We start from the raw sequence: 19,166 nt of genomic DNA, 5'->3' as shown, positions 1-19,166 counted from the left end.
CATGCTACGCGTCCACTATGCGGTTCCCAACCAACAACAGGAACCACCACCGAGCCCACAACTCGACACAGCCACAATTGAACACAGCCACAACTCAGTACAGGCACAATTCAATACAGCACAATTCAATACAGCACAATTCAATACAGGCACATCACCGCCGGACACGACACCCCACACACGGGAACAGTCGTCTCCAGCACACGATGTAACCCCACATACTTACCGGCACCCACCCACCCCAACGGCGGGACACAGGTGCGACAGGTAGCAAGGGTTACGGCGGTCATAGCGTGGGGGAAACGCCCGGTCCCATTCCGAACCCGGAAGCTAAGACCCACAGCGCCGATGGTACTGCACCCGAGAGAGTGTGGGAGAGTAGGACACCGCCGGACAACCATTACAGGCTGAGGCCCCACACCACCAGGTGCGGGGCCTCACCCCTTTAACCCACACCCAAGGTGAAGAGGTGAGACGGTCTCCGACGACGTCGACGTCGTCGCAACCCTCACGGGGGAGCCCTACCGCACCCGGCGACGACGCGGACTCCCCGCCAAGGGGAACCGGCCGGCGATGATCAGAGCGCCAAGGCGCCAGTTCGAATCCGTCGACAACGGGTCGATGCGGACCCCGCCGGTGACATGACGGCCACGCTTCCGTTTTCAAGCCGCGCGAAGCATGCTGAGGTACGGCAAGGGAGAGGGAAGCGACGTGGAACAGTTCGAGAGCGGAGGCGCGCCAGAAGCGGTTGACCGGATCAAGGCCTATGCTCGGGGCATCTTCAGGGCAACGGCGGCGGCGTACTCGCTGATGGATCCCGAGTACGTGATCCTCGACGTGAATCCCGCGTTCGTCGACCTCGTGGGGATTCCCGCCACTGATCTCGTCGGGCGCCAGGCATTCGAAGTGTTCGCCGAGAGCCCGTCCCAGGCGGGGCAGGGACCGGCCAGGGTCATGCGCGAATCGCTCGAACGCGTCAAGAAGACCGGGCAGCGGGACAGCCTGCTCCTGCTTCGTTTCGACATCCCCGATCCTGCTCGCCCCGGCGCGTTCCTGGAGCGGTACTGGAGCCCGGTCAACAGCCCCGTCCTGGACGACGAGGGTCACGTGGTCGCTCTTCTGCAGGAGGTGCACGACGTCACCGAGCACCGCGAGGATCTCGTCCGCCTCCTGGCCTACCTCAGTGCGGATCCGCACGCGTCCGACGCGGATCGGAAGCAGCGCTTCACGGAGTATTCGGCGGCGACCATGGTGACGTCCAGTCTCTATCGCTCCGCGCGCAAAGAGGTGGAACAACTGCAGGAGGCCATGAGTTCGCGGGCCGGCATCGAGCAGGCCAAGGGCATTCTCATGGCCCAGCACCACTGCACCAGCGACGAGGCCTTCCTCCGGTTGCAGAAGATGTCCAACGAGACCCACGTCAGGCTGGCGGACGTCGCAACCGCCGTCATCTACCAGGTGACGGCACCGCGCCGCGGCGGATAGCCACCACGCATCTTCCGCCGCCGACGGCCTGGCCGCATCTCCTGGCCGCATCTCCTGTCGGGTTCCCGGTAGAGCGGGTGCCCGGAACGACCGCGGTGACCTGTTGTGCGCTCGTCCGACGGTACCGCGATGACGTCGAGGGGGTGGCTTCGTGGTTCCATAGATGAGTAGGACCCACAGCACAATAGAGACCCGCCGGCAGAGATGTCGGAACCTGATGAGAGGACTGCGCTGCCATGGCTGAGCAGGAGCACACCGCCGGACAAGACGAGGCCCCCCGCACCACGGGTGGGACGGCGGAAACTGGTCGGGAAGGGTCCGGGCAACCAGAGCGCCGTCACTCCTGGGGATCCAGGTCCTCCAGCCAGGCACCGCGCTCGTCCGCGGGCGCCGGCGAAGCAGGCCGTGCCGGTGGAGATCGCGAGGAATCGACCACAGCACGACGCCCTGCGGGCGATCGCCCGTCCTGGAAAGGTCAGTCGGATACGCGCGGAGCGGCGAGCAGGGGCGGGCGTCCTGACCGTGTCGGTCAGGGTGAGCGCGGCGGCCATGCGGATCGGCCACGCGATGAGCGGACGAGCCAGGGCGGCAGCCCCCGCGGTCAGTGGAGTGACCGCAAGGGTCAGGGTTCCGACCGGTCGGTGCCGCGCTCCTCGGAGCGCCCCACGAGAGGCGCCGACGAAGGGCGGGGTGCCCAGCTGCGGGGAGCGGCTTCCCGTGGTGGTTCGGCCTCGGGATCGGCGGCCGATCGGCAACCGCGCTCCACCGGCCGTGGTCAGGCACCGACGCGGCGGTCCGACGAAGGACGCGCGCGTCCCTGGCAGGCGCGCCCGGCGTCCGGTGAGGGGGAGTCCGGCGGGCAACGACGGTCCCCGGAGCGAGGCACTGCCTACCGTCGACCCTCCGACCGTCAGGAAAGGGGATCGGGCGGCGACCGACGCCAGGGCAACGGACCGGGGGAGTCCGCGGCGTCCCCGACCCACAACGCGCGTGACCTGCGAAGTGCGAACCGCCCGGACCGGGAGCGTTCGCCGGAAGTCGACGAGGACGTCAAGGGTGACGAGCTCGACCGGGTGACTCGCGCACAGGTCCGCAACCTCGAGGAGCGGAGTGCCCTCTGGGTCGCCAAGCACCTCGTGATGGCAGGTCGACTCCTCGACCTCGATCCGGAGCTGGCCTTCCAGCACGCACTCGCGGCCAGCCGCCGCGGCGGCCGGCTCGCCGCCGTTCGGGAGGCGGTCGGCCTGACCGCGTATGCCGCGGGACATTACGGCGAAGCCCTGCGCGAGTTCCGGACATTCCGGCGGATCAGCGGGTCCAACGTCCACCTCCCGGTCATGGCCGACTGCGAACGCGGTCTCGGGCGTCCCGACAGGGCGCTGGACCTCGCGCGCAGCGAGGAGGCGGAGTCCCTGGACGCCGCAGGCAAGGCAGAGCTTGCCATGGTCGTGTCCGGCGCACGGACGGATCTGGGTCAGTTGGAGGCGGCAGTCGCAGCCCTGGAGATCCCGCAGCTCGACCTGCACCGGGCATTCTCCTTCACCCCCCGGTTGTTCCGCCTGTATGCGGAAGCCCTGGACGCCGTCGGTCGTTCCGGCGAGTCGGAGAAATGGCGGCGCCAGGCCCGGGTCGCTGAGAAGGCCCTGGGTCTGGATGACGACCTCGAGCCCGACATCATCGATCTCGGCGAGGACGACGAGCCGGCCCCGACGCGGGTACCGAAGGTGGCGGAGGTTCTCGGTGTTCCGGCGCCGGGAGCCGGAGACCCTGCTGGCGACGGGTCCGACAGCGACGCGTCAGCGGTAGGCGCCGAGCACGACGACGCGTCCGGTGACGTCGATCCCGACCACGACGCAGCCGACGTGACAGGCGCCGCCTCTGTCACCGAGACTGATGATGCAGTGAATGCCGACACCGCCGAGTCCGCCGCCGTCGGCGAAGCGCCCGGCGAGGGCGCACAGCGTCCCCTGGGGGAACACGCCGCGGCCCTGCAGTCGGAGGGTGACGGCGAGGGGCCGACAGGCACCTCGGCCGACGGAACTGTGCCATCAGGAGACTCGACGGACGTCGATCAAGCCGAGACGGTGGCCGGGGACGCGCCGCAGAGCGCGTCGAAGGCCGGGTCCGAGGACCACCCGTCCGGGGAGCAGATCGACGAGCAGACCGGCCTGTCGGCGGACCCGTCCGCCGACGAGGCAGCGCAGAGGCCGTCCGCCGACGAGGCAGCGCAGAGGCCTGCCGCCGACGAGGCAGCGCAGAGGCCTGCCGCCGACGAGGCAGCGGAGAAGCCTGCCGCCGACGAGGCAGCGGAGAAGCCTGCCGCCGACGAGGCAGCGGAGAAGCCTGCGGACGCTCCGGTCGATCCCGCCGAGCCTCTCCAGACCGAGATGCTGTTCAGCATGGACGACTCGGGGAGCGCGGATTTCTCGCCGTCAGCCTCCGAGGGCCCCGGCACGGCGGCGACTCCGGGAGTCCTGGCGGTCGAGTTCTCCGCCGCCTCGGATGCGGCGCGGTCGGATGACGCAGCCGATGACTGACCGGCTGATCGATGCCTACGACGGCGTGCTCGCGGACCTCGACGGCGTCGTGTACGCCGGACCGAACGCCATCCCCGGGGCCACCGCCGCCCTCGAACGGCTCGCGGATGAGGGCAAGAGCCTCGCCTACGTGACGAACAACGCGTCGCGGTCCTCCGACCAGGTGGCCGCGCACCTGCGGAGCCTCGGGGCGCCGGCCCGCGCCGAGCAGGTCTTCGGTTCCGCGCTGGCGGGCGCCGAGCTGCTGGCCGGACTGGTGCCCGCGGGCGCGTCGGTGCTCGTCGTCGGAAGCGAATCCCTCGCCGAGAGCGTCCGCGGGCAGGGGCTCGCCGTCGTCGGATCTGCCGACGACCGGCCCGACGCCGTCATCCAGGGATTCTCGCCCCACCTCGGCTGGAAGGACCTCGCGGAGGCGGCCTACGCCGTTGCCGCGGGCGCGGTCTGGGTGGCGACCAACACGGACCTGTCCATCCCGCAGGAGCGTGGGATCGCCCCGGGCAACGGGACCCTCGTCGCCGCCGTAGCGTCCGCGACCGGACGGTCGCCCGTCGTGGCCGGCAAGCCGGAGGCCGCCCTCTTCCGGACGGCCGCACGCCACTCCGGGGCCGACCGGGCCCTCGTCGTCGGAGATCGGCTGGACACCGACGTCCTGGGCGGCAATCGGGCCGGCATGGCGACGGCCCTCGTCCTCACGGGCGTGGACTCCGTCCGGACCGCGCTGGCAGCCCGTGCAGAGGAGCGCCCGGACTACCTCCTGGCATCCCTCGCCGAGCTGTACGAGGAGTACCCCACGGTGACCGGCGACGGCGGCACGTACACCTGCGGAGCTGCGACGGCCCGAGTCTCGGGTTCCACGGTGACCATCACGGGCAGCGAGGACGACGTCGACAGCTGGCGTGCGGCCTGCGCCGCATGGTGGGCAGCCCACCCCGCGACGACGGCGGCGGCCGCGCCCGACGTGACCGTCGGAGCCGCTGGCTAGGCTGGATGCAGCACGGACGGAACAGGCAGGACGCTGGGCACGGTGACGGGCAGACCGACCGGCAGAACGACGGGCAGACCGACCGGCAGAACGACAGGCAGAACGACAGGAAGGGACCGGATGGACGAGGCGGAGGCCGGCGGCGCGCCGCCGTCGACGGGTGACGCGCCCATCGACCGCATCCTCGCCCTTCTCGACGGGCTCGAGTACCTCCCGGTGACGGAGCACGCACCCGTCTACGTGGACGTCCACGAGCGCCTCGTCGGCGAGTTGGATCCGGACCGGAAGCTCCGCCCGACGGGAGCCCATGGCTCGCCTTGACCAGGAACTCGTGGCCCGGGGCCTCGCACGGTCCCGGTCGCACGCAGCCCAGCTGATTGCCGCGGGCCGGGTGCTCCGAGACGGAGCGGTGGCGCGGAAGCCGTCGACCCCCGTCCCGCCCGAGGTCGCCCTCGCCGTCGAGGGGGACGGCGAGGACTTCGTGAGCCGTGCCGGTACCAAGCTCGACGGCGCCCTCCGCGCCTTCCCCGACGTCGACCCGGCGGGCAGGCGCTGTCTCGACGCCGGTGCGTCCACCGGTGGGTTCACCGACGTCCTGCTCCGACGCGGCGCCCGCGAGGTGGCCGCCGTCGACGTCGGACACGGCCAGCTCGTGCAGCAGCTGCGCGACGACCCGCGGGTGCACGTGTTCGAGGGCATGAACGTCCGCCACCTCGAGCCGGGGGACATCGGCGGCCCGGTCGAACTGACCGTCGCGGACCTCTCCTTCATCTCCCTCCGGCTGGTCATGGCCGCCCTGGCGGGCGCCACCCGCCCGGGCGGGAACCTGCTCCTGATGGTGAAACCCCAGTTCGAGGTGGGCCGCAGCGGCCTCAACCGCCTCGGCGTCGTCACCTCGCCGGAGGCCCGCCGTCGCGCCGTCGCGGGCGTCCTGCGCAGCGCACTGGAGTGCAATCTCGACGTCGCCGGGCTGGCGCAGAGCGATCTGCCCGGACAGGATGGCAACCTGGAGTACTTCGTGTGGATAAACGTGCCGAGTCGGGCGATCATGCCTAGGATCGAGGGGGAGCTCGACCGGCTGACGGACCAGGCGCTCGCCCAGGCTGCACTCTTCCCGCCGCCCCGACCGACCGATCAGACGGAGCTTGATGAGTAGACGAATTCTGGTGCTCGCGCACACCGGCCGCAGGAACGCGATGATCGCGGCACAGGAAGCGTGCATGCGTCTCCACGACCTCGGGCTGCAGCCCGTCATGCGTCAGGAGGAGCTCGCCGATCTCCAGGGCGAGTACGGTCCCCTTGCCGCGCCCGCCGAGGAACTGGGCGACGGCGTGGACTTCGGGGACGTCGAACTCGTCATGGTCCTCGGCGGTGACGGCACGATCCTGCGCGCCGCGGAACTCGTCCGCGAGGCGGAGATCCCGCTGCTGGGCGTGAACCTCGGGCATGTCGGATTCCTCGCGGAGAGCGAGCGGGCGGACCTCGAGGAGACGGTGCGCTGGATCGCGGACCGCAGCTACACGGTCGAGGAGAGGACCACCATCGAGGTCCTCGTCTGGCAGGGCGACACCCTGCTCGGGGAGAGCTGGGCACTGAACGAGGCCGCCATCGAGAAGGCGAGCCGCGAACGCATGATCGAGGTGGTCATGGAGGTCGACGGCCGCCCGGTCAGCTCCTTCGGCTGCGACGGAGTCGTCCTCGCCACTCCGACCGGGTCCACCGCGTACGGCTTCTCCGCCGGCGGGCCCATCGTGTGGCCCGAGGTCGAGGCGCTGCTCATGGTGCCCATCAGCGCGCACGCCCTCTTCGCGAAGCCCCTCGTCGTCGCGCCGACCTCCCTGCTCGCCGTCGAACTGCTCACCCGCACCGACGCCGCGGGCGTGCTGTGGTGCGACGGACGCCGCAGCATCGACCTGCCGCCCGGCGCGCGCGTCGAGGTCCGGCGTTCCGACAACCCGGTGCGTCTCGCCCGCACCCGGCAGACGCCTTTCTCCGAGCGCCTCGTCCGCAAGTTCGAACTGCCCATCCAGGGCTGGCGGGGCCCCGTGAAGCACCAGGACGGACTCCTACGATGATCGAGGAAATGCGCATCCGCGACCTCGGCGTCATCACCGACGCCACCCTCCGCCTCGGGCCGGGCCTGACGGTCGTCACCGGTGAGACCGGCGCGGGCAAGACGATGGTCATCACGGCCCTCGGGCTGCTGCGCGGCGCGCGGTCCGACGCCGGCGCCGTCCGGCTCGACGCCGCCTCGGCGTCCGCCGAGGCGGTGCTGCGGCTCGATCCGGCGAGCCCCGCCGCCCTGCGCGCCGCGGAAGCCGGCGCGGCCCTGGAGGAGTACGACGGCGTCGCCGAACTGATCCTCGCCCGCACCGTGACCAGCGAGGGCCGCAGCCGAGCGTACGTGGGCGGCCGCGCCGCGCCCGTCGGCGTCCTCGCCGAGCTGGGCGACGAACTCGTCGTCGTGCACGGTCAGTCGGACCAGTTGCGGCTGAAGGGCGCCGCGGCCCAGCGGCAGGCGCTCGACAAGTTCGGCGGCAAGCCCGTCGAGGAGGCGCTCCGCGCCTACGGCGACGCGTTCCGCCGGTGGCGTGATGCCCTCGCCGAACGCGACCGTCTGAGGAGCGAGGCCCGGGAGCGCCTGCGGGAGGCCGAAGGCCTCGAGGCGGCACTGACGGAGATCGGCGACCTCGACCCGCAGCCGGGGGAGGACGCCGCCCTCAAGGCGGAGTCGATGCGCCTCGGCAACATCGAGGAGCTCCGCACCGCGGCGCTCGTCGCCCACCAGGCCCTCGTCTCCGAGGACATCGGCGCCAGTGCCGACGCCGTCTCCCTCGTCGACGAGGCGAAGCGCCAGCTCGAGGCCGTCGCCGAGCACGACGCCGACCTCGGCAGGCTCGCCGAGAGGCTCGCCGAGGTGGGCTACCTCCTGGCGGACATCTCCGCGGAACTGGCCGGTTACGGTACAGCACTCGACGGCGAGGGCGCCGGCCGGCTCGAGGAGGTCGAGTCGCGCAGGGCCGCCCTCTCCGTCCTCGTCCGGAAGTACGCCCCCACCATCGACGAGGTGCTGGCCTGGCAGGAGGACGCCGTCAGGCGGCTGCTCGAACTCAGCGGCGACTCCTCCCGCGTGGAGGAGCTCGACGACGTCATCGCCGACCTGGACGGTCAGGTGCACGGGTTCGCCGACACGCTGTCCTCCCTGCGGCGGGCGGCGGCGGAGAGCCTCGCGCGGAAGGTCAGCGACGAGCTGACGGCGCTGGCCATGCCGGACGCCGAACTGCTCATCGAGGTCACCCCCGCTGGGTCGCTTTCCGTCCACGGCGCCGACGACATCGCCTTCAACCTGCAGCCCCATCCGGGGTCGGCGCCGCGCGCCCTCGGCAAGGGGGCGTCGGGCGGAGAGCTCTCCCGGGTCATGCTCGCGATCGAGGTCGTCCTCGCCGCCGTGGACCCGGTGCCCACGTTCGTGTTCGACGAGGTCGACGCCGGCGTCGGCGGGAAGGCCGCCGTCGAGATCGGGCGCCGTCTGGCCATGCTCGCCGAGCACGTACAGGTGATCGTGGTGACCCACCTGCCGCAGGTGGCCGCGTTCGCCGCCCGGCACATCCGGGTCACCAAAAACGTCTCCCGCGACGGTGACGGCGGGGGCGTGACGGCCAGCGACGTCGAGGTGCTGTCCGACGACGAACGGGTCCGCGAACTCGCGAGGATGCTCGCCGGCCAGGAGGACTCCGCCTCGGCCCGAGCCCACGCCGAGGAACTCCTCGCCGATGCTGCCCGGACCGCCGCTCGGTGATAGTCTCGAATTCCGTGGCGCAGCAACTAAACTCCCGGTTCCTTAAATCCGCAACGACCAAGCACATCTTCGTGACTGGCGGCGTGGCCTCCTCACTCGGCAAGGGACTGACGGCCTCCAGCCTGGGTCACCTCCTGAGGGCCCGCGGCCTCTCCGTGACGATGCAGAAGCTTGATCCCTACCTCAACGTCGACCCCGGCACGATGAACCCGTTCCAGCACGGTGAAGTCTTCGTGACGGACGACGGCGCAGAGACCGACCTCGACATCGGACACTACGAGCGCTTCCTCGACGAGAACCTCGACGGGTCGGCGAACGTCACGACCGGCCAGGTGTACTCGACGGTCATCGCGAAGGAACGCCGCGGCGAGTACCTCGGCGACACCGTGCAGGTCATCCCGCACATCACCGACGAGATCAAGCGGCGCATGCGCCTGCCGGCGGAGCACGCGCCGGGCAAGAAGGCGCCGGACGTCATCATCACCGAGATCGGTGGGACGGTCGGCGACATCGAGTCCCAGCCCTTCCTCGAATCGGCCCGCCAGGTCCGCCAGGACATCGGCCGCAACAACGTCTTCTTCCTCCACGTGTCCCTCGTCCCGTACATCGGGCCCTCGCAGGAACTCAAGACCAAGCCGACGCAGCACTCCGTGGCGATGCTGCGCTCCATCGGTATCCAGCCCGACGCCATCGTGATCCGCTCGGACCGCGAGGTGCCGATGGCGATGCGCGAGAAGATCGGCCGCATGTGCGACGTCGACATCGACGCCGTCGTGAACGCCGCCGATGCGCCGAGCATCTACGACATCCCCAAGACCCTCCACGCCCAGGGGCTCGACGCATACATCGTCCAGGCGCTCGACCTGAAGTTCAAGGACGTCAACTGGACCAAGTGGAACAAGCTCCTCGACGTCGTCCACAACCCGAAGCACCACGTGGAGGTGGCACTCGTCGGCAAGTACATCGACCTGCCCGACGCCTACCTCTCGGTGACCGAGGCGCTGCGCGCCGGCGGGTTCGCGAACAAGACGAGGGTCGCCATCAAGTGGGTGCCGTCCGACGAGTGCCAGACGCCGGAGGGCGCCCGGAAGGCCCTCGACGGCGTCGACGCCATCTGCATCCCGGGCGGCTTCGGCATCCGCGGCCTGGAAGGCAAGCTCGGCGCGCTGACCTACGCACGGGAGAAGAAGATCCCCACCCTGGGACTCTGCCTCGGCCTGCAGTGCATGGTCATCGAATACGCCCGCAACGTGGTGGGCCTCGACGGCGCCTCCTCGAGCGAGTTCGAGCCGGACACGAAGTACCCCGTGATCGCCACGATGGCCGAGCAGCTCCACATCGTCGCCGGTGAGGGAGACATGGGCGGCACCATGCGCCTGGGCCGCTGGGAGGCCAAGCTCCAGGAGGGCTCGGTCATCGCCGAGACGTACGGCAGGACGACGGTGTTCGAACGCCACCGCCACCGCTACGAGGTCAACAACGAGTACCGCGAGCAGATCGCGGAGGCCGGCCTCGTGTTCTCCGGGACGACGACGGACGGCACGCTGGTCGAATTCGCCGAGCTGCCGAAGGACGTCCACCCCTACTACGTCTCCACGCAGGCGCACCCCGAGCTGGGCTCGCGCCCCACGCGGCCGCACCCGCTGTTCGCGGGCCTCGTCAAGGCGGCCCTCGAACGCCGCGGCGCGAAGGTCTGACGGTGCAGCCCGCAGGGGACCGCGACGCCGGTTTCGGCGACGAGCAGAGCCCGCGCCGGCTCCTCGGGGCCACCACCGTCTACGAGGGGCGGGTGTGGGACGTCGTCAGCGAACGGTTCAGGCTGACCCGCGCCGGCGAGGCGATCACACGGGACTTCATCCGCCATCCCGGTGCGGTCGCCGTGCTCGTGCTGAACGACGACGGCCAGGTCCTCCTGCTGCGCCAGTACCGGCACCCTGTCCGTATGGCGCTGTGGGAGATCCCCGCCGGACTGCTCGACGAGGAAGGCGAGGACTTCGTCGACGCCGCGGCCCGCGAGCTCGCGGAGGAAGCCGACCTCACGGCCGGGCGCTGGCACGTCCTCGTGGACCTCTTCCTCTCGCCGGGCTCCTCCTCCGAGGCCCTCCGCGTCTACCTGGCCCGCGACGTCGGGGACGTTCCCGAGGCGGACCGGCACACGCGCACCCACGAGGAAGCCGAGATCGAACTGAAATGGGTGGATCTCGACGCCGCCGTGGACGCGGTCCTCGAGGGGCGCATCCACAGCCCGTCGGCCGCCGCGGCGATCCTCGCCGCCCGGGTGGCCCGCGAGAACGGCTTCGCCGGGCTCCGGCCCGCGTCGACGCCCTGGCCAGAGCACCCCAGCCAGCACTCCGCGTGGCCGCGCGGTGCGGTGCTCGAGGACTGACGGCCGTGCCGGGAACGGCGCCCGTGGACGACGACGGTCCACTGACCGTGCTCGTCCGCGACTACCTGCAGCACATGTCCGTGGAACGCGGCCTGTCCGCCAACACGCTCGCGGCCTACCGGCGCGATCTGCGGCGGTACGAGGCGTTCCTCGCCGCCCGGGGCGTGGCGGATGCCGCCCGCGTCACGCGCCACGACGTCTCCGCCTTCGCGCAGGCCGTCGTCTCCGGGGAGGACGGACTGTCACCGCTGAGCCCGCGGTCCGCGGCGCGGACGATCGTGGCGGTCCGGGGCCTGCACCGGTTCTGGGCCCTCGAAGGCGTGACGGAGGGGGACCCGGCCCGCGACGTGCACCCGCCCATGGCGGGGCGCCGCCTGCCCAAGGCCATCCCCGTCCCCGAGGTCGTCCGGATCCTCGAGGCCGTGGACACCGGATCGCCGTCGGGCCAGCGCGACCGCGCACTGCTCGAATTCCTGTATTCGACCGGGGCCCGGATCAGCGAGGCGGTCGGCCTGGACGTCGACGACGTCTCCGTGCGCGACACCGGTGAGGGCCCCGCCGTCGTCCGGCTCACCGGCAAGGGATCGAAGGAGCGACTCGTCCCCGTCGGGTCCTACGCCGCCCGGGCCGTCGACGCGTACCTCGTCCAGGGCCGCCCGGGGCTCGCCGCGAAGGGCACGGGCAGTCCTGCGCTCTTCCTCAACATGCGGGGAGGGCGCCTGAGCCGCCAGAGTGCGTGGACCATCCTGAAGACGGCAGCCGAACGCGCCGGGGTCACCCGGGAGGTGTCGCCCCACACGCTCCGGCACTCCTTCGCGACGCACCTGCTCGAGGGCGGGGCGGACGTGCGCGTGGTCCAGGAACTCCTCGGCCACGCGTCGGTCACCACCACGCAGGTCTACACCCTCGTCACCGCGGACACGCTGCGGGAGGTGTACGCGGCCGCCCACCCGCGGGCCCGTGCCTGACGCGGAGGCTCCGGGGCGGGCGGCCGGTCCCGCGCCTGCCGGCGACTGGGTGAGCATCGACGGCGCCGACTACCGGCGCGTGGTCCTGTGCTTCCTCTTCCGGACCCGGGACGGGGACGGCGCCGGGGAGGTCCTGCTGGGCCTCAAGCGCACCGGGTTCGGTACCGGCAGGGTCGTGGCCCTCGGGGGGAAGATCGACGGGCAGGAGACCGCGCTCGAGGCGGCGGTGCGCGAGGTCACCGAGGAGAGCGGCATCGCGCTCGCGCCGGCGGAGGTGCGCGCGGCAGGGACGATCACCTGGCAGTTCCCCGCGCAGCCGGCCTGGAACATGGCGGCGTCCCTCTTCACGGCCGAGGCCGGCGACGCCACCGCCGTACCGTGCGAGGAGATCGAACCCCGCTGGTACGGCGTCGACGCGATCCCCTGGGAGCACATGTGGCAGGACGCCCCGCACTGGGTCCCTGCAGTGCTCGAGGGGCGGCCCCTCCACGCCCGGATCGTCATGGGCGCGGACAACGAGAGCGTCGCCGTCGCCGTCATCGACTGAGCGGCGACGGCCGGCTCAGCCGACGTGCCGTTCGTCCGGCCCGTTGTAGAGGCTCAGGGGGCGGATGAGCGAGTTCGACGCCGCCTGCTCCATGATGTGCGCGGTCCAGCCGGTGATGCGCGCGGCGATGAAGAGCGGGGTGAACATCTCGGTGTCGAAGCCCATCAGGTGGTACGTGGGTCCGGCGGGGTAGTCGAGGTTCGGCTTGATGCCCTTGGCCTCGTCCATGGCGGCCTCGAGGCCCGAGTAGAGCCCGAGGATCTCGCTGCGCCCGTAGTACCCGATCATGGCGTCGAGCGCGGACTTCATGGTCGGGACGCGGGAATCGCCGTTCTTGTAGACGCGGTGGCCGAACCCCATGACCTTCTTCTTCGCGGCCAGCGCCTCCTCCATCCACGCCTTCGCCCGGGCTGCGGCGTCCTCGGCGGACTCGTCCTCGCGGATGCCGATCTCCTCGAACGTGTGCATGACGGCCTCGTTCGCCCCGCCGTGCAGCGCGCCCTTGAGGGCGCCGATCGCGCCGGTCACGGCGGAGTGGAGGTCGGCCTGCGTGGAGGTGATGACCCTCGCGGTGAACGTCGACGCATTGAAGGAGTGCTCCGCGTACAGGACCATCGAGACGTCGAACGCGTGCACCACCTCGGGCGGGGCCTCCTCCCCGAAGGTCATCCACAGGAAGTTCGCCGAGTAGCCGAGGTCGTCCCGGGGCTCCACGCGGGCCTGCCCGCGGCGGCGGCGCTGGTCGTAGGCGACGACGGCGGGGAACACCGCGAACAGCGTGGAGGCCTTCTCCATGTTCGCCTCGACCGAGTTGTCGCCTGCCAGCGGATGGCATGCGCCGAGCACGGAGACGGCCGTCCGCGCGACGTCCATGGGGTGTGCCGTCAGTGGGAGCAGGTCGATCGCCGCGACCACCTGCTCGGGGAGGGCCCGGTGCGCGCGCTCGAAGGCGTCGGACCGCGCCCGCTCGTCCGGACCGGGCAGCTCGCCGTTCCACAGCAGATGAGCGACGTCCTCGACGTCGCGGTGCCCTGCGAGCTCCTGCACGGGGTACCCCCGGTAGAGGAGCGAGTTGGTGTCCGGGTTGACCTTCGAGATCGCGGTGGTGTCCACCACGACTCCCGCGAGCCCCTTGTGGATCTGTGGTTCTGTCACGCGTGGTCCTCCTGTGCGTCGGGTCGTGCGGATCCGGGACTTCCCGCCGGGCGGCCGTCGGGGACCTCGAAGTTGAAGACGGAGGAGTCGAAGCGGTTGTAGCCCTCGTAGTCCACCAGCTCGTAGAGCCGACTGCGCGTCTGCATCCCGCCCACGGCCGCCTCCTGCGTCCCCTGCGTCCTGATCGAGTCCAGCGTACGCTCGGCGGCGCCCATCGCACTGCGCAGCAGCGTCACGGGGTAGATCACCATGGTGACGCCCACCTCCTGCAGTTGCTCGACCGTGAAGAGCTCGCTCTTGCCGAACTCCGTCATGTTCGCCAGGATCGGCACGTCCACGGCGTCGCGGATGGCGCGGAACTCCTCGAGGCTCCGCATCGCCTCGGGGAAGATGGCGTCGGCACCCGCCTCGACGAGCGCCCGGGACCGATCCTGGGCCGCCTCGAGGGTGTCCGTCCCGCGGATGTCCGTGCGGGCCATGATGAGGAAGCCCGGGTCCCGGCGGGCGTCCGCCGCCGCCCGGATGCGCTTCACGGCGGTCTCGAGGTCGACGACGTTCTTGCCGTCGAGGTGGCCGCAGCGCTTCGGATTGAACTGGTCCTCGATGTGGCAGCCGGCGAGGCCCGCGTTCTCGAGTTCCTGCACGCTGCGGGCCACGTTCATCGGCTCGCCGAAGCCCGTGTCGGCGTCGACGATGCACGGCAGGTCCGTCATGCGGGCGATCTGCCCTGCGCGGTGCGCGACCTCCGTCAGCGTGGTGAGGCCGATGTCCGGCAGGCCGAGGTCGGCCGCGATGACCGCACCGGAGATGTAGACGCCGTCGAAGCCCTTGTCCGCGATGAGGCGGGCCGAGAGCGGGTTGAAGGCACCCGGGAACTGCTGGACGCGCCCGGAGGCGAGCCCGTCCCTGAGGTCGCGGCGCTTCTGCTCGGGGGTGATGCTCGAGTACAGCACGGCCGCCTCCTAGAGGAGTCCCTGCGGCGCGGCGGCCGCATCGATGACGCCCGGGCGGGCCAGGATGTTCAGCTGCCCCAGCGAGCCGGCCGGCAGGTCCGGCAACTGCTCGACGGCGGCGAGGAAACGGTCCAGTTCGGCGTCGTCGACGGTGCCCGCCGCGAGCATGCGCAGCTTGGCGATGTAGTCGGCGCGGGCGAACGGGCGGGCGCCGAGGGGGTGCGCGTCCGCCACGGCGATCTCGTCGGTGATGACGGTGCCGTCCGTGAGCGTGATCTCCACCCGCCCGCCGAAGGCCTTCTCCGCGATGTCGAGGGAGTGGTAGCGGCGCGTCCACTCGGGATCCTCGAGCGTGGTGACCCTGTGCCACAGGGCGACGGTGTCCGGCCGCGCGGCCCGCTCCGGGGCGTAGGAGTCCTCGTGGTGCCAGCGGCCGTCCTGCAGTGCGACGGTGAAGATGTAGGGGATCGAGTGGTCCAGCGTCTCCCGGGAGGCCGAGGGATCGTACTTCTGCGGATCGTTGGCGCCGGAGCCGATCACGAAGTGGGTGTGGTGGGACGTGTGGATGACGACGGAGGCGACGTTCGCGGGGTCCGTGGCCTCGGGGTGGGCGGCGTGGAGGCGCCGGGCGAGGTCGATCCATGCCTGGGCCTGGTACTCGGCGGAGTGCTCCTTCGTGTAGGTGTCGAGGATGGCGCGCTTCGGTTCGCCCGGCGCGGGGAGGGGCACCTCGTAGGCGGCGTCGGGTCCGTCGAGGAGCCAGGCGATCACGCCGTCCTCGCCCTCGTAGATGGGGGTGGGGGAGGTCTGCCCGCGCAGGGCGCGGTCGATGGACTCGACGGCCATCTTCCCGGCGAAGGCCGGTGCGTGCGCCTTCCACGTGGAAATCTCGCCCTTGCGGGACTGGCGGGTCGCCGTCGTCGTGTGCAGCGCCTGGCCGACGGCGTGGAAGACGACGTCGGCGTCGAGGCCGAGCAGCGTGCCGATGCCTGCCGCGGCGGAGGGGCCGAGATGCGCGACGTGGTCGATCTTGTGCTTGTGCAGGCAGATGGCCTTCACGAGGTCCACCTGGATCTCGTAGCCCGTGGTGATCGCCCGGACCAGGTCCCGGCCGGAGGCGCCGGTGTGCTGCGCGACGGCGAGGATGGGCGGAATGTTGTCACCCGGATGCGAGTAGTCAGCGGCCAGGAAGGTGTCGTGGTAGTCGAGTTCTCGGACGGCGACGCCGTTGGCCCACGCGGCCCACTCCGCCGAGACGGGGGAGTCGACGCCGAAGACGGCGCCGCCCGCGCCGTGCAGGGACACCGGATGGCTCAGCGCCTGGGCGCGGGCCGCGACGACGGGCGCGCGGTTGAGCGACGCGATGGCGACCGAGGCGTTGTCGATGATCCGGTTGACCACCATGTCGGTGACCTCGGCCGTGACCTCGACGGGATCGGTGGCGACCCCGGCGATCTTCCAGGCGAGCTGGTCCTCGCGGGGGAGGTTCTCCTCGCTGCGGTGGACGCGGACGGGATGGAGTTCGACCATGGTGTTCCTCTCGGTGCTGCAGGGCTGGTTCGGGCTGGTTCAGGGGCTGTTCGGGGGCGGGGCGAGCAGGTGGTGGAGGCTGGTGCGGAGATGCACGCGCATCGACGCCTCCGCCAGGTCGGCGTCGCCGATGCTCAGGGCGAGGGCGATCTGCTCGTGCTCGCGGGCCGAGGCCAGCAGGCGGGGCGGATGGTCCCGGGCAAGCCGCCGGACCCGGGCGAGGTGGGTGCGGATCGGTTTCTGGGCCTGCAGCAGATAGGTGTTCCCTGCCGCGACGTCGATCTGCTGGTCCAGCCGGCCGACGAGGGCGTAGTACGCGTCCTGGCCGCCGTCGTCGGCCCCGATGAGCTGCCCGGCGCGGGCGAACTCCCCGGCGAGCGCCGCGAAGACGGCGCTGTCGCCCCGCACGGCAGCGAGGCGGACGGCGGCGCATTCGAGGGGCAGACGGACGTCGAACAGATCGGCGACGGCCGCCAGGGAGATCGCGGAGACGACGACGCCGCGCCCGGCGTGCGGGCTGGCGAGGCCCTCCGCGACGAGCCGCGCGAGTGCCTCCCGCAGGGGAGTCCTCGAGACGCCCAGCCTCGCCGACTGCTCGACCTCCGCGAGCAGGTCTCCCGGGGCCAGACGCCACTCGACGATGTCCGAGCGCAGGAGGGTGTAGGCGCGATCGCTGGCCCGCATCCCTGTCTCCTCCCGCTCGGCCTGTTTCGCCGCCGCGCGGCGCAGTACCGCCTCCAATGTATGCAAGGAACGGTGCGTGTACAAGGATTCGCGGTTCAGGAATGGCAGAGGGGGGCTCTATGTATACATCGACCGATGGTGGATACTGGTCCTCACCAACCGCGCGCGACGAGGGGCGATCATGGCTGCAGAACACGATGCCGGACCCGGGGCCCTCCCCGGACAGGACTACCGACGGCTGCACGCGGAGAGCCTCGCGGACCCCGAACGGTTCTGGCTGGAGGCCGCGGCCGGGGTGGACTGGATGACCCCGCCCACGGCGGCCGTCGACGCCACGCACGCCCCGCTGTACCGGTGGTTCCCCGGGGCCTCCCTCAACACGAGCTACAACGCGCTCGACCGCCACGTCGACGCCGGCCGGGGCGACCAGACGGCCCTCGTCCACGACTCGGCGATGCTCGGCACGGTCCGCACCTCCACGTACGCCGAGCTCCGTGACGAGGTGGCCGTCTTCGCGGGCGTGCTGGCTCGCCTCGGCGTCGGCAAGGGGGACAGGGTGCTCGTCTACCTGCCCATGATCCCCGAGGCCGTCGTCGCCATGCTCGCCTGCGCCCGGATCGGCGCCGTCCACTCGGTGGTGTTCGGGGGCTTCGCCGCCGCTGAACTGGCCGCCCGCATCAGGGACGCCCGGCCGTCGGCGGTCGTGACGGCGGACGGCGGCATCGAACCCTCCCGACGCGTCGAATACCTTCCGGCGGTCCAGGAGGCGCTCGCGCTCGCCGACAGTACCGGGACGCCCGTCGTCGTGAAGGCCCGTGACGGGTTCGCCCACGGCGTCGCCGGATACCAGGAGCCCGGGACGCGCTGGCTCGACTGGGACGAGGCGGTTGCCGCCGCCGAGGCCGTCCCGCCCGTGGAGGTCGCGGCGACGGACCCGCTCTACATCCTCTACACCTCCGGCACCACGGGCTCCCCGAAGGGCGTGGTGCGCGACAACGGTGGGCACGCCGTCGCGCTCGCCTGGTCCATGCGGGCGATCTTCGGCGTGGGCCCGGGAGACACCATGCTGACGGCGTCCGACGTCGGCTGGGTGGTCGGGCACTCCTACATCGTCTACGGGCCGCTGCTGGCCGGCGCCACGACCGTCCTGTACGAGGGCAAACCCGTGGGCACGCCCGATGCCGGGGCTTTCGGCCGCCTCATCGAACAGCACCGCGTCAAGGCGCTGTTCACCGCGCCGACGGCGCTGCGGTCCGTCCGGCGCGCGGACCCGACGGCCGCGGCCGTCCGCGCCCACGATCTCTCCTCGCTGGAGACGCTCTTCTCGGCCGGGGAGCGGCTCGACACCGGGACCTCGGAGTGGGCCGGGGAGGTCCTGGGGGTGCCCGTCGTCGACAACTGGTGGCAGACCGAGACCGGGTGGCCCATCTGCGCGAATCCGCGCGGGCTGGGCGGGGTGCCGTTGAAGGCCGGCTCGCCGTCCCTGCCCTCGCCCGGCTTCGACGTCGTGATCCTCGATCCCGGCGGGTCCCCCGTGCCGGCCGGGACGGAGGGGAGCATCGCCCTGCGCCTCCCGCTCCCGCCCGGCACCCTCACGACCCTCTGGGGCAGCGACGACCGCTACCGGGGCGCCTACCTCAGCGACTTCGACGGCTTCTACACCAGCGGCGACTCCGGGTACCTGGACGAGGACGGCTACCTGTTCGTGATGGGCCGCACCGACGACGTCATCAACGTCGCGGGCCACCGGCTGTCCACGGGCGCGATCGAGCAGGTGATCGCCCAGCACCCCGCCGTGGCGGAATGCGCCGTGCTCGGGCTGCAGGACCCCGTGAAGGGACAGCGCGCGAGCGGCTACGTGGTCCTCAAGGCGGGCGTCACCCTCGACCCCGCGTCGCTCGAGGCCGAACTCGTGGCGATGGTCCGCCGCACCATCGGCCCGGTGGCCGACTTCCGGTCCGCCGTCGTCGTCGAGGCGTTGCCGAAGACGCGGTCCGGGAAGATCCTGCGCAAGACGATGCGGCAGATGGCGGCGGGCACCGCGTACGCCGTCCCGTCCACCATCGAGGACCCCGCGGTACTCGAGGCGCTCGAGCCCCTGCTGCGCCCGCTGCCGGACGCCTGACCCGCCTGACCCGCC

At 71.3% G+C, this 19,166-nt stretch carries 16 protein-coding genes and 1 rRNA gene; 13 read left to right on the top strand and 4 right to left on the bottom strand.

Features of this window, described 5'->3' with window-relative positions; translation table 11 throughout:
- Positions 1 to 278 precede the first annotated feature (278 nt).
- The 12 genes from rrf (at position 279) to ACX80P_RS04135 (ending at position 12,704) form a co-directional block, all read left to right on the top strand.
- Positions 279 to 395: ribosomal RNA gene (gene rrf / locus ACX80P_RS04190) — 5S ribosomal RNA — on the top strand.
- Positions 396 to 711: 316 nt separating this feature from the next.
- Entirely contained in the window at positions 712 to 1,485 is a 774-nt protein-coding gene (locus ACX80P_RS04185; protein ID WP_459276765.1) for an ANTAR domain-containing protein, read from the top strand.
- A 1,073-nt stretch (positions 1,486 to 2,558) separates the two neighbouring features.
- The gene (locus ACX80P_RS04180) at positions 2,559 to 4,022 is read left to right on the top strand and encodes a hypothetical protein (RefSeq protein ID WP_459276764.1); all 1,464 of its coding nucleotides are present in this window, start codon (positions 2,559 to 2,561) and stop codon (positions 4,020 to 4,022) included.
- Positions 4,015 to 5,004: an HAD-IIA family hydrolase gene (locus tag ACX80P_RS04175; protein ID WP_459276763.1), complete on the top strand. Its 990-nt coding sequence runs from the start codon at positions 4,015 to 4,017 to the stop codon at positions 5,002 to 5,004. Before ACX80P_RS04180 ends, ACX80P_RS04175 begins: the two co-directional genes overlap by 8 nt.
- A 120-nt stretch (positions 5,005 to 5,124) precedes the next feature.
- Positions 5,125 to 5,325 carry a hypothetical protein gene (locus ACX80P_RS04170; RefSeq protein ID WP_459276762.1) on the top strand — a complete coding sequence of 67 codons (201 nt, stop codon included), beginning with the start codon at positions 5,125 to 5,127 and terminating at the stop codon, positions 5,323 to 5,325.
- Entirely contained in the window at positions 5,312 to 6,160 is an 849-nt protein-coding gene (locus tag ACX80P_RS04165) for a TlyA family RNA methyltransferase (protein WP_459276761.1), read from the top strand. The genes ACX80P_RS04170 and ACX80P_RS04165 overlap by 14 nt, the downstream gene beginning before the upstream one ends.
- Entirely contained in the window at positions 6,153 to 7,079 is a 927-nt protein-coding gene (locus ACX80P_RS04160) for an NAD kinase (protein WP_459276760.1), read from the top strand. The genes ACX80P_RS04165 and ACX80P_RS04160 overlap by 8 nt, the downstream gene beginning before the upstream one ends.
- Positions 7,076 to 8,803 carry a DNA repair protein RecN gene (gene recN / locus ACX80P_RS04155; RefSeq protein ID WP_459276759.1) on the top strand — a complete coding sequence of 576 codons (1,728 nt, stop codon included), beginning with the start codon at positions 7,076 to 7,078 and terminating at the stop codon, positions 8,801 to 8,803. Before ACX80P_RS04160 ends, recN begins: the two co-directional genes overlap by 4 nt.
- Positions 8,800 to 10,500, top strand: a complete 1,701-nt coding sequence (gene pyrG / locus ACX80P_RS04150) for a CTP synthase (protein ID WP_459276758.1) — start codon at positions 8,800 to 8,802, stop codon at positions 10,498 to 10,500. The genes recN and pyrG overlap by 4 nt, the downstream gene beginning before the upstream one ends.
- The gene (locus ACX80P_RS04145; protein WP_459276800.1) at positions 10,497 to 11,189 is read left to right on the top strand and encodes an NUDIX domain-containing protein; all 693 of its coding nucleotides are present in this window, start codon (positions 10,497 to 10,499) and stop codon (positions 11,187 to 11,189) included. Before pyrG ends, ACX80P_RS04145 begins: the two co-directional genes overlap by 4 nt.
- Before the next feature lie 5 nt (positions 11,190 to 11,194).
- On the top strand, positions 11,195 to 12,157 hold the full coding sequence (gene xerD, locus ACX80P_RS04140; protein WP_459276757.1) for a site-specific tyrosine recombinase XerD: 963 nt from the start codon (positions 11,195 to 11,197) through the stop codon (positions 12,155 to 12,157).
- Complete coding sequence (locus tag ACX80P_RS04135; RefSeq protein WP_459276756.1) at positions 12,150 to 12,704, top strand: 8-oxo-dGTP diphosphatase; 555 nt, start codon at positions 12,150 to 12,152, stop codon at positions 12,702 to 12,704. Before xerD ends, ACX80P_RS04135 begins: the two co-directional genes overlap by 8 nt.
- 15 nt (positions 12,705 to 12,719) lie before the next feature.
- Here ACX80P_RS04135 and ACX80P_RS04130 read toward each other — a convergent pair whose 3' ends face one another.
- From ACX80P_RS04130 to ACX80P_RS04115, 4 genes are read right to left on the bottom strand one after another with little or no spacing between them, the layout of a single operon-like run.
- Positions 12,720 to 13,859: a bifunctional 2-methylcitrate synthase/citrate synthase gene (locus tag ACX80P_RS04130; protein ID WP_459276755.1), complete on the bottom strand. Its 1,140-nt coding sequence runs from the start codon at positions 13,857 to 13,859 to the stop codon at positions 12,720 to 12,722.
- The gene (prpB, locus tag ACX80P_RS04125) at positions 13,856 to 14,812 is read right to left on the bottom strand and encodes a methylisocitrate lyase (RefSeq protein ID WP_459276754.1); all 957 of its coding nucleotides are present in this window, start codon (positions 14,810 to 14,812) and stop codon (positions 13,856 to 13,858) included. Before prpB ends, ACX80P_RS04130 begins: the two co-directional genes overlap by 4 nt.
- A gap of 9 nt (positions 14,813 to 14,821) precedes the next feature.
- A complete protein-coding gene (locus tag ACX80P_RS04120; protein WP_459276753.1) occupies positions 14,822 to 16,342 on the bottom strand; it encodes an MmgE/PrpD family protein in 1,521 nt (506 codons plus the stop codon).
- Positions 16,343 to 16,381: 39 nt separating this feature from the next.
- Positions 16,382 to 17,026, bottom strand: a complete 645-nt coding sequence (locus ACX80P_RS04115) for a GntR family transcriptional regulator (protein WP_459276751.1) — start codon at positions 17,024 to 17,026, stop codon at positions 16,382 to 16,384.
- 181 nt (positions 17,027 to 17,207) lie between these two features.
- Between ACX80P_RS04115 and ACX80P_RS04110 the strand changes: the two genes are divergently transcribed.
- On the top strand, positions 17,208 to 19,151 hold the full coding sequence (locus tag ACX80P_RS04110) for an AMP-binding protein (RefSeq protein WP_459276750.1): 1,944 nt from the start codon (positions 17,208 to 17,210) through the stop codon (positions 19,149 to 19,151).
- Positions 19,152 to 19,166: the final 15 nt, after the last annotated feature.

The sequence above is a fragment of the Arthrobacter arabinosi genome (genome assembly GCF_054511115.1).
Note: the sequence above shows the minus strand (reverse complement) of the source record. Positions and strands in the feature narration are given on the sequence as shown.

Bases quoted from the DNA above. Each gene is read 5' to 3' on its own strand.
- ACX80P_RS04175 (WP_459276763.1), top strand. From the start codon at position 4,015: ATGACTGACCGGCTGATCGATGCCTACGACGGCGTGCTCGCGGACCTC.
- ACX80P_RS04170 (WP_459276762.1), top strand. From the start codon at position 5,125: ATGGACGAGGCGGAGGCCGGCGGCGCGCCGCCGTCGACGGGTGACGCG.
- ACX80P_RS04165 (WP_459276761.1), top strand. From the start codon at position 5,312: ATGGCTCGCCTTGACCAGGAACTCGTGGCCCGGGGCCTCGCACGGTCC.
- ACX80P_RS04160 (WP_459276760.1), top strand. From the start codon at position 6,153: ATGAGTAGACGAATTCTGGTGCTCGCGCACACCGGCCGCAGGAACGCG.
- recN (WP_459276759.1), top strand. From the start codon at position 7,076: ATGATCGAGGAAATGCGCATCCGCGACCTCGGCGTCATCACCGACGCC.
- ACX80P_RS04120 (WP_459276753.1), bottom strand. From the start codon at position 16,342: ATGGTCGAACTCCATCCCGTCCGCGTCCACCGCAGCGAGGAGAACCTC.
- ACX80P_RS04115 (WP_459276751.1), bottom strand. From the start codon at position 17,026: ATGCGGGCCAGCGATCGCGCCTACACCCTCCTGCGCTCGGACATCGTC.
- ACX80P_RS04110 (WP_459276750.1), top strand. From the start codon at position 17,208: ATGGCTGCAGAACACGATGCCGGACCCGGGGCCCTCCCCGGACAGGAC.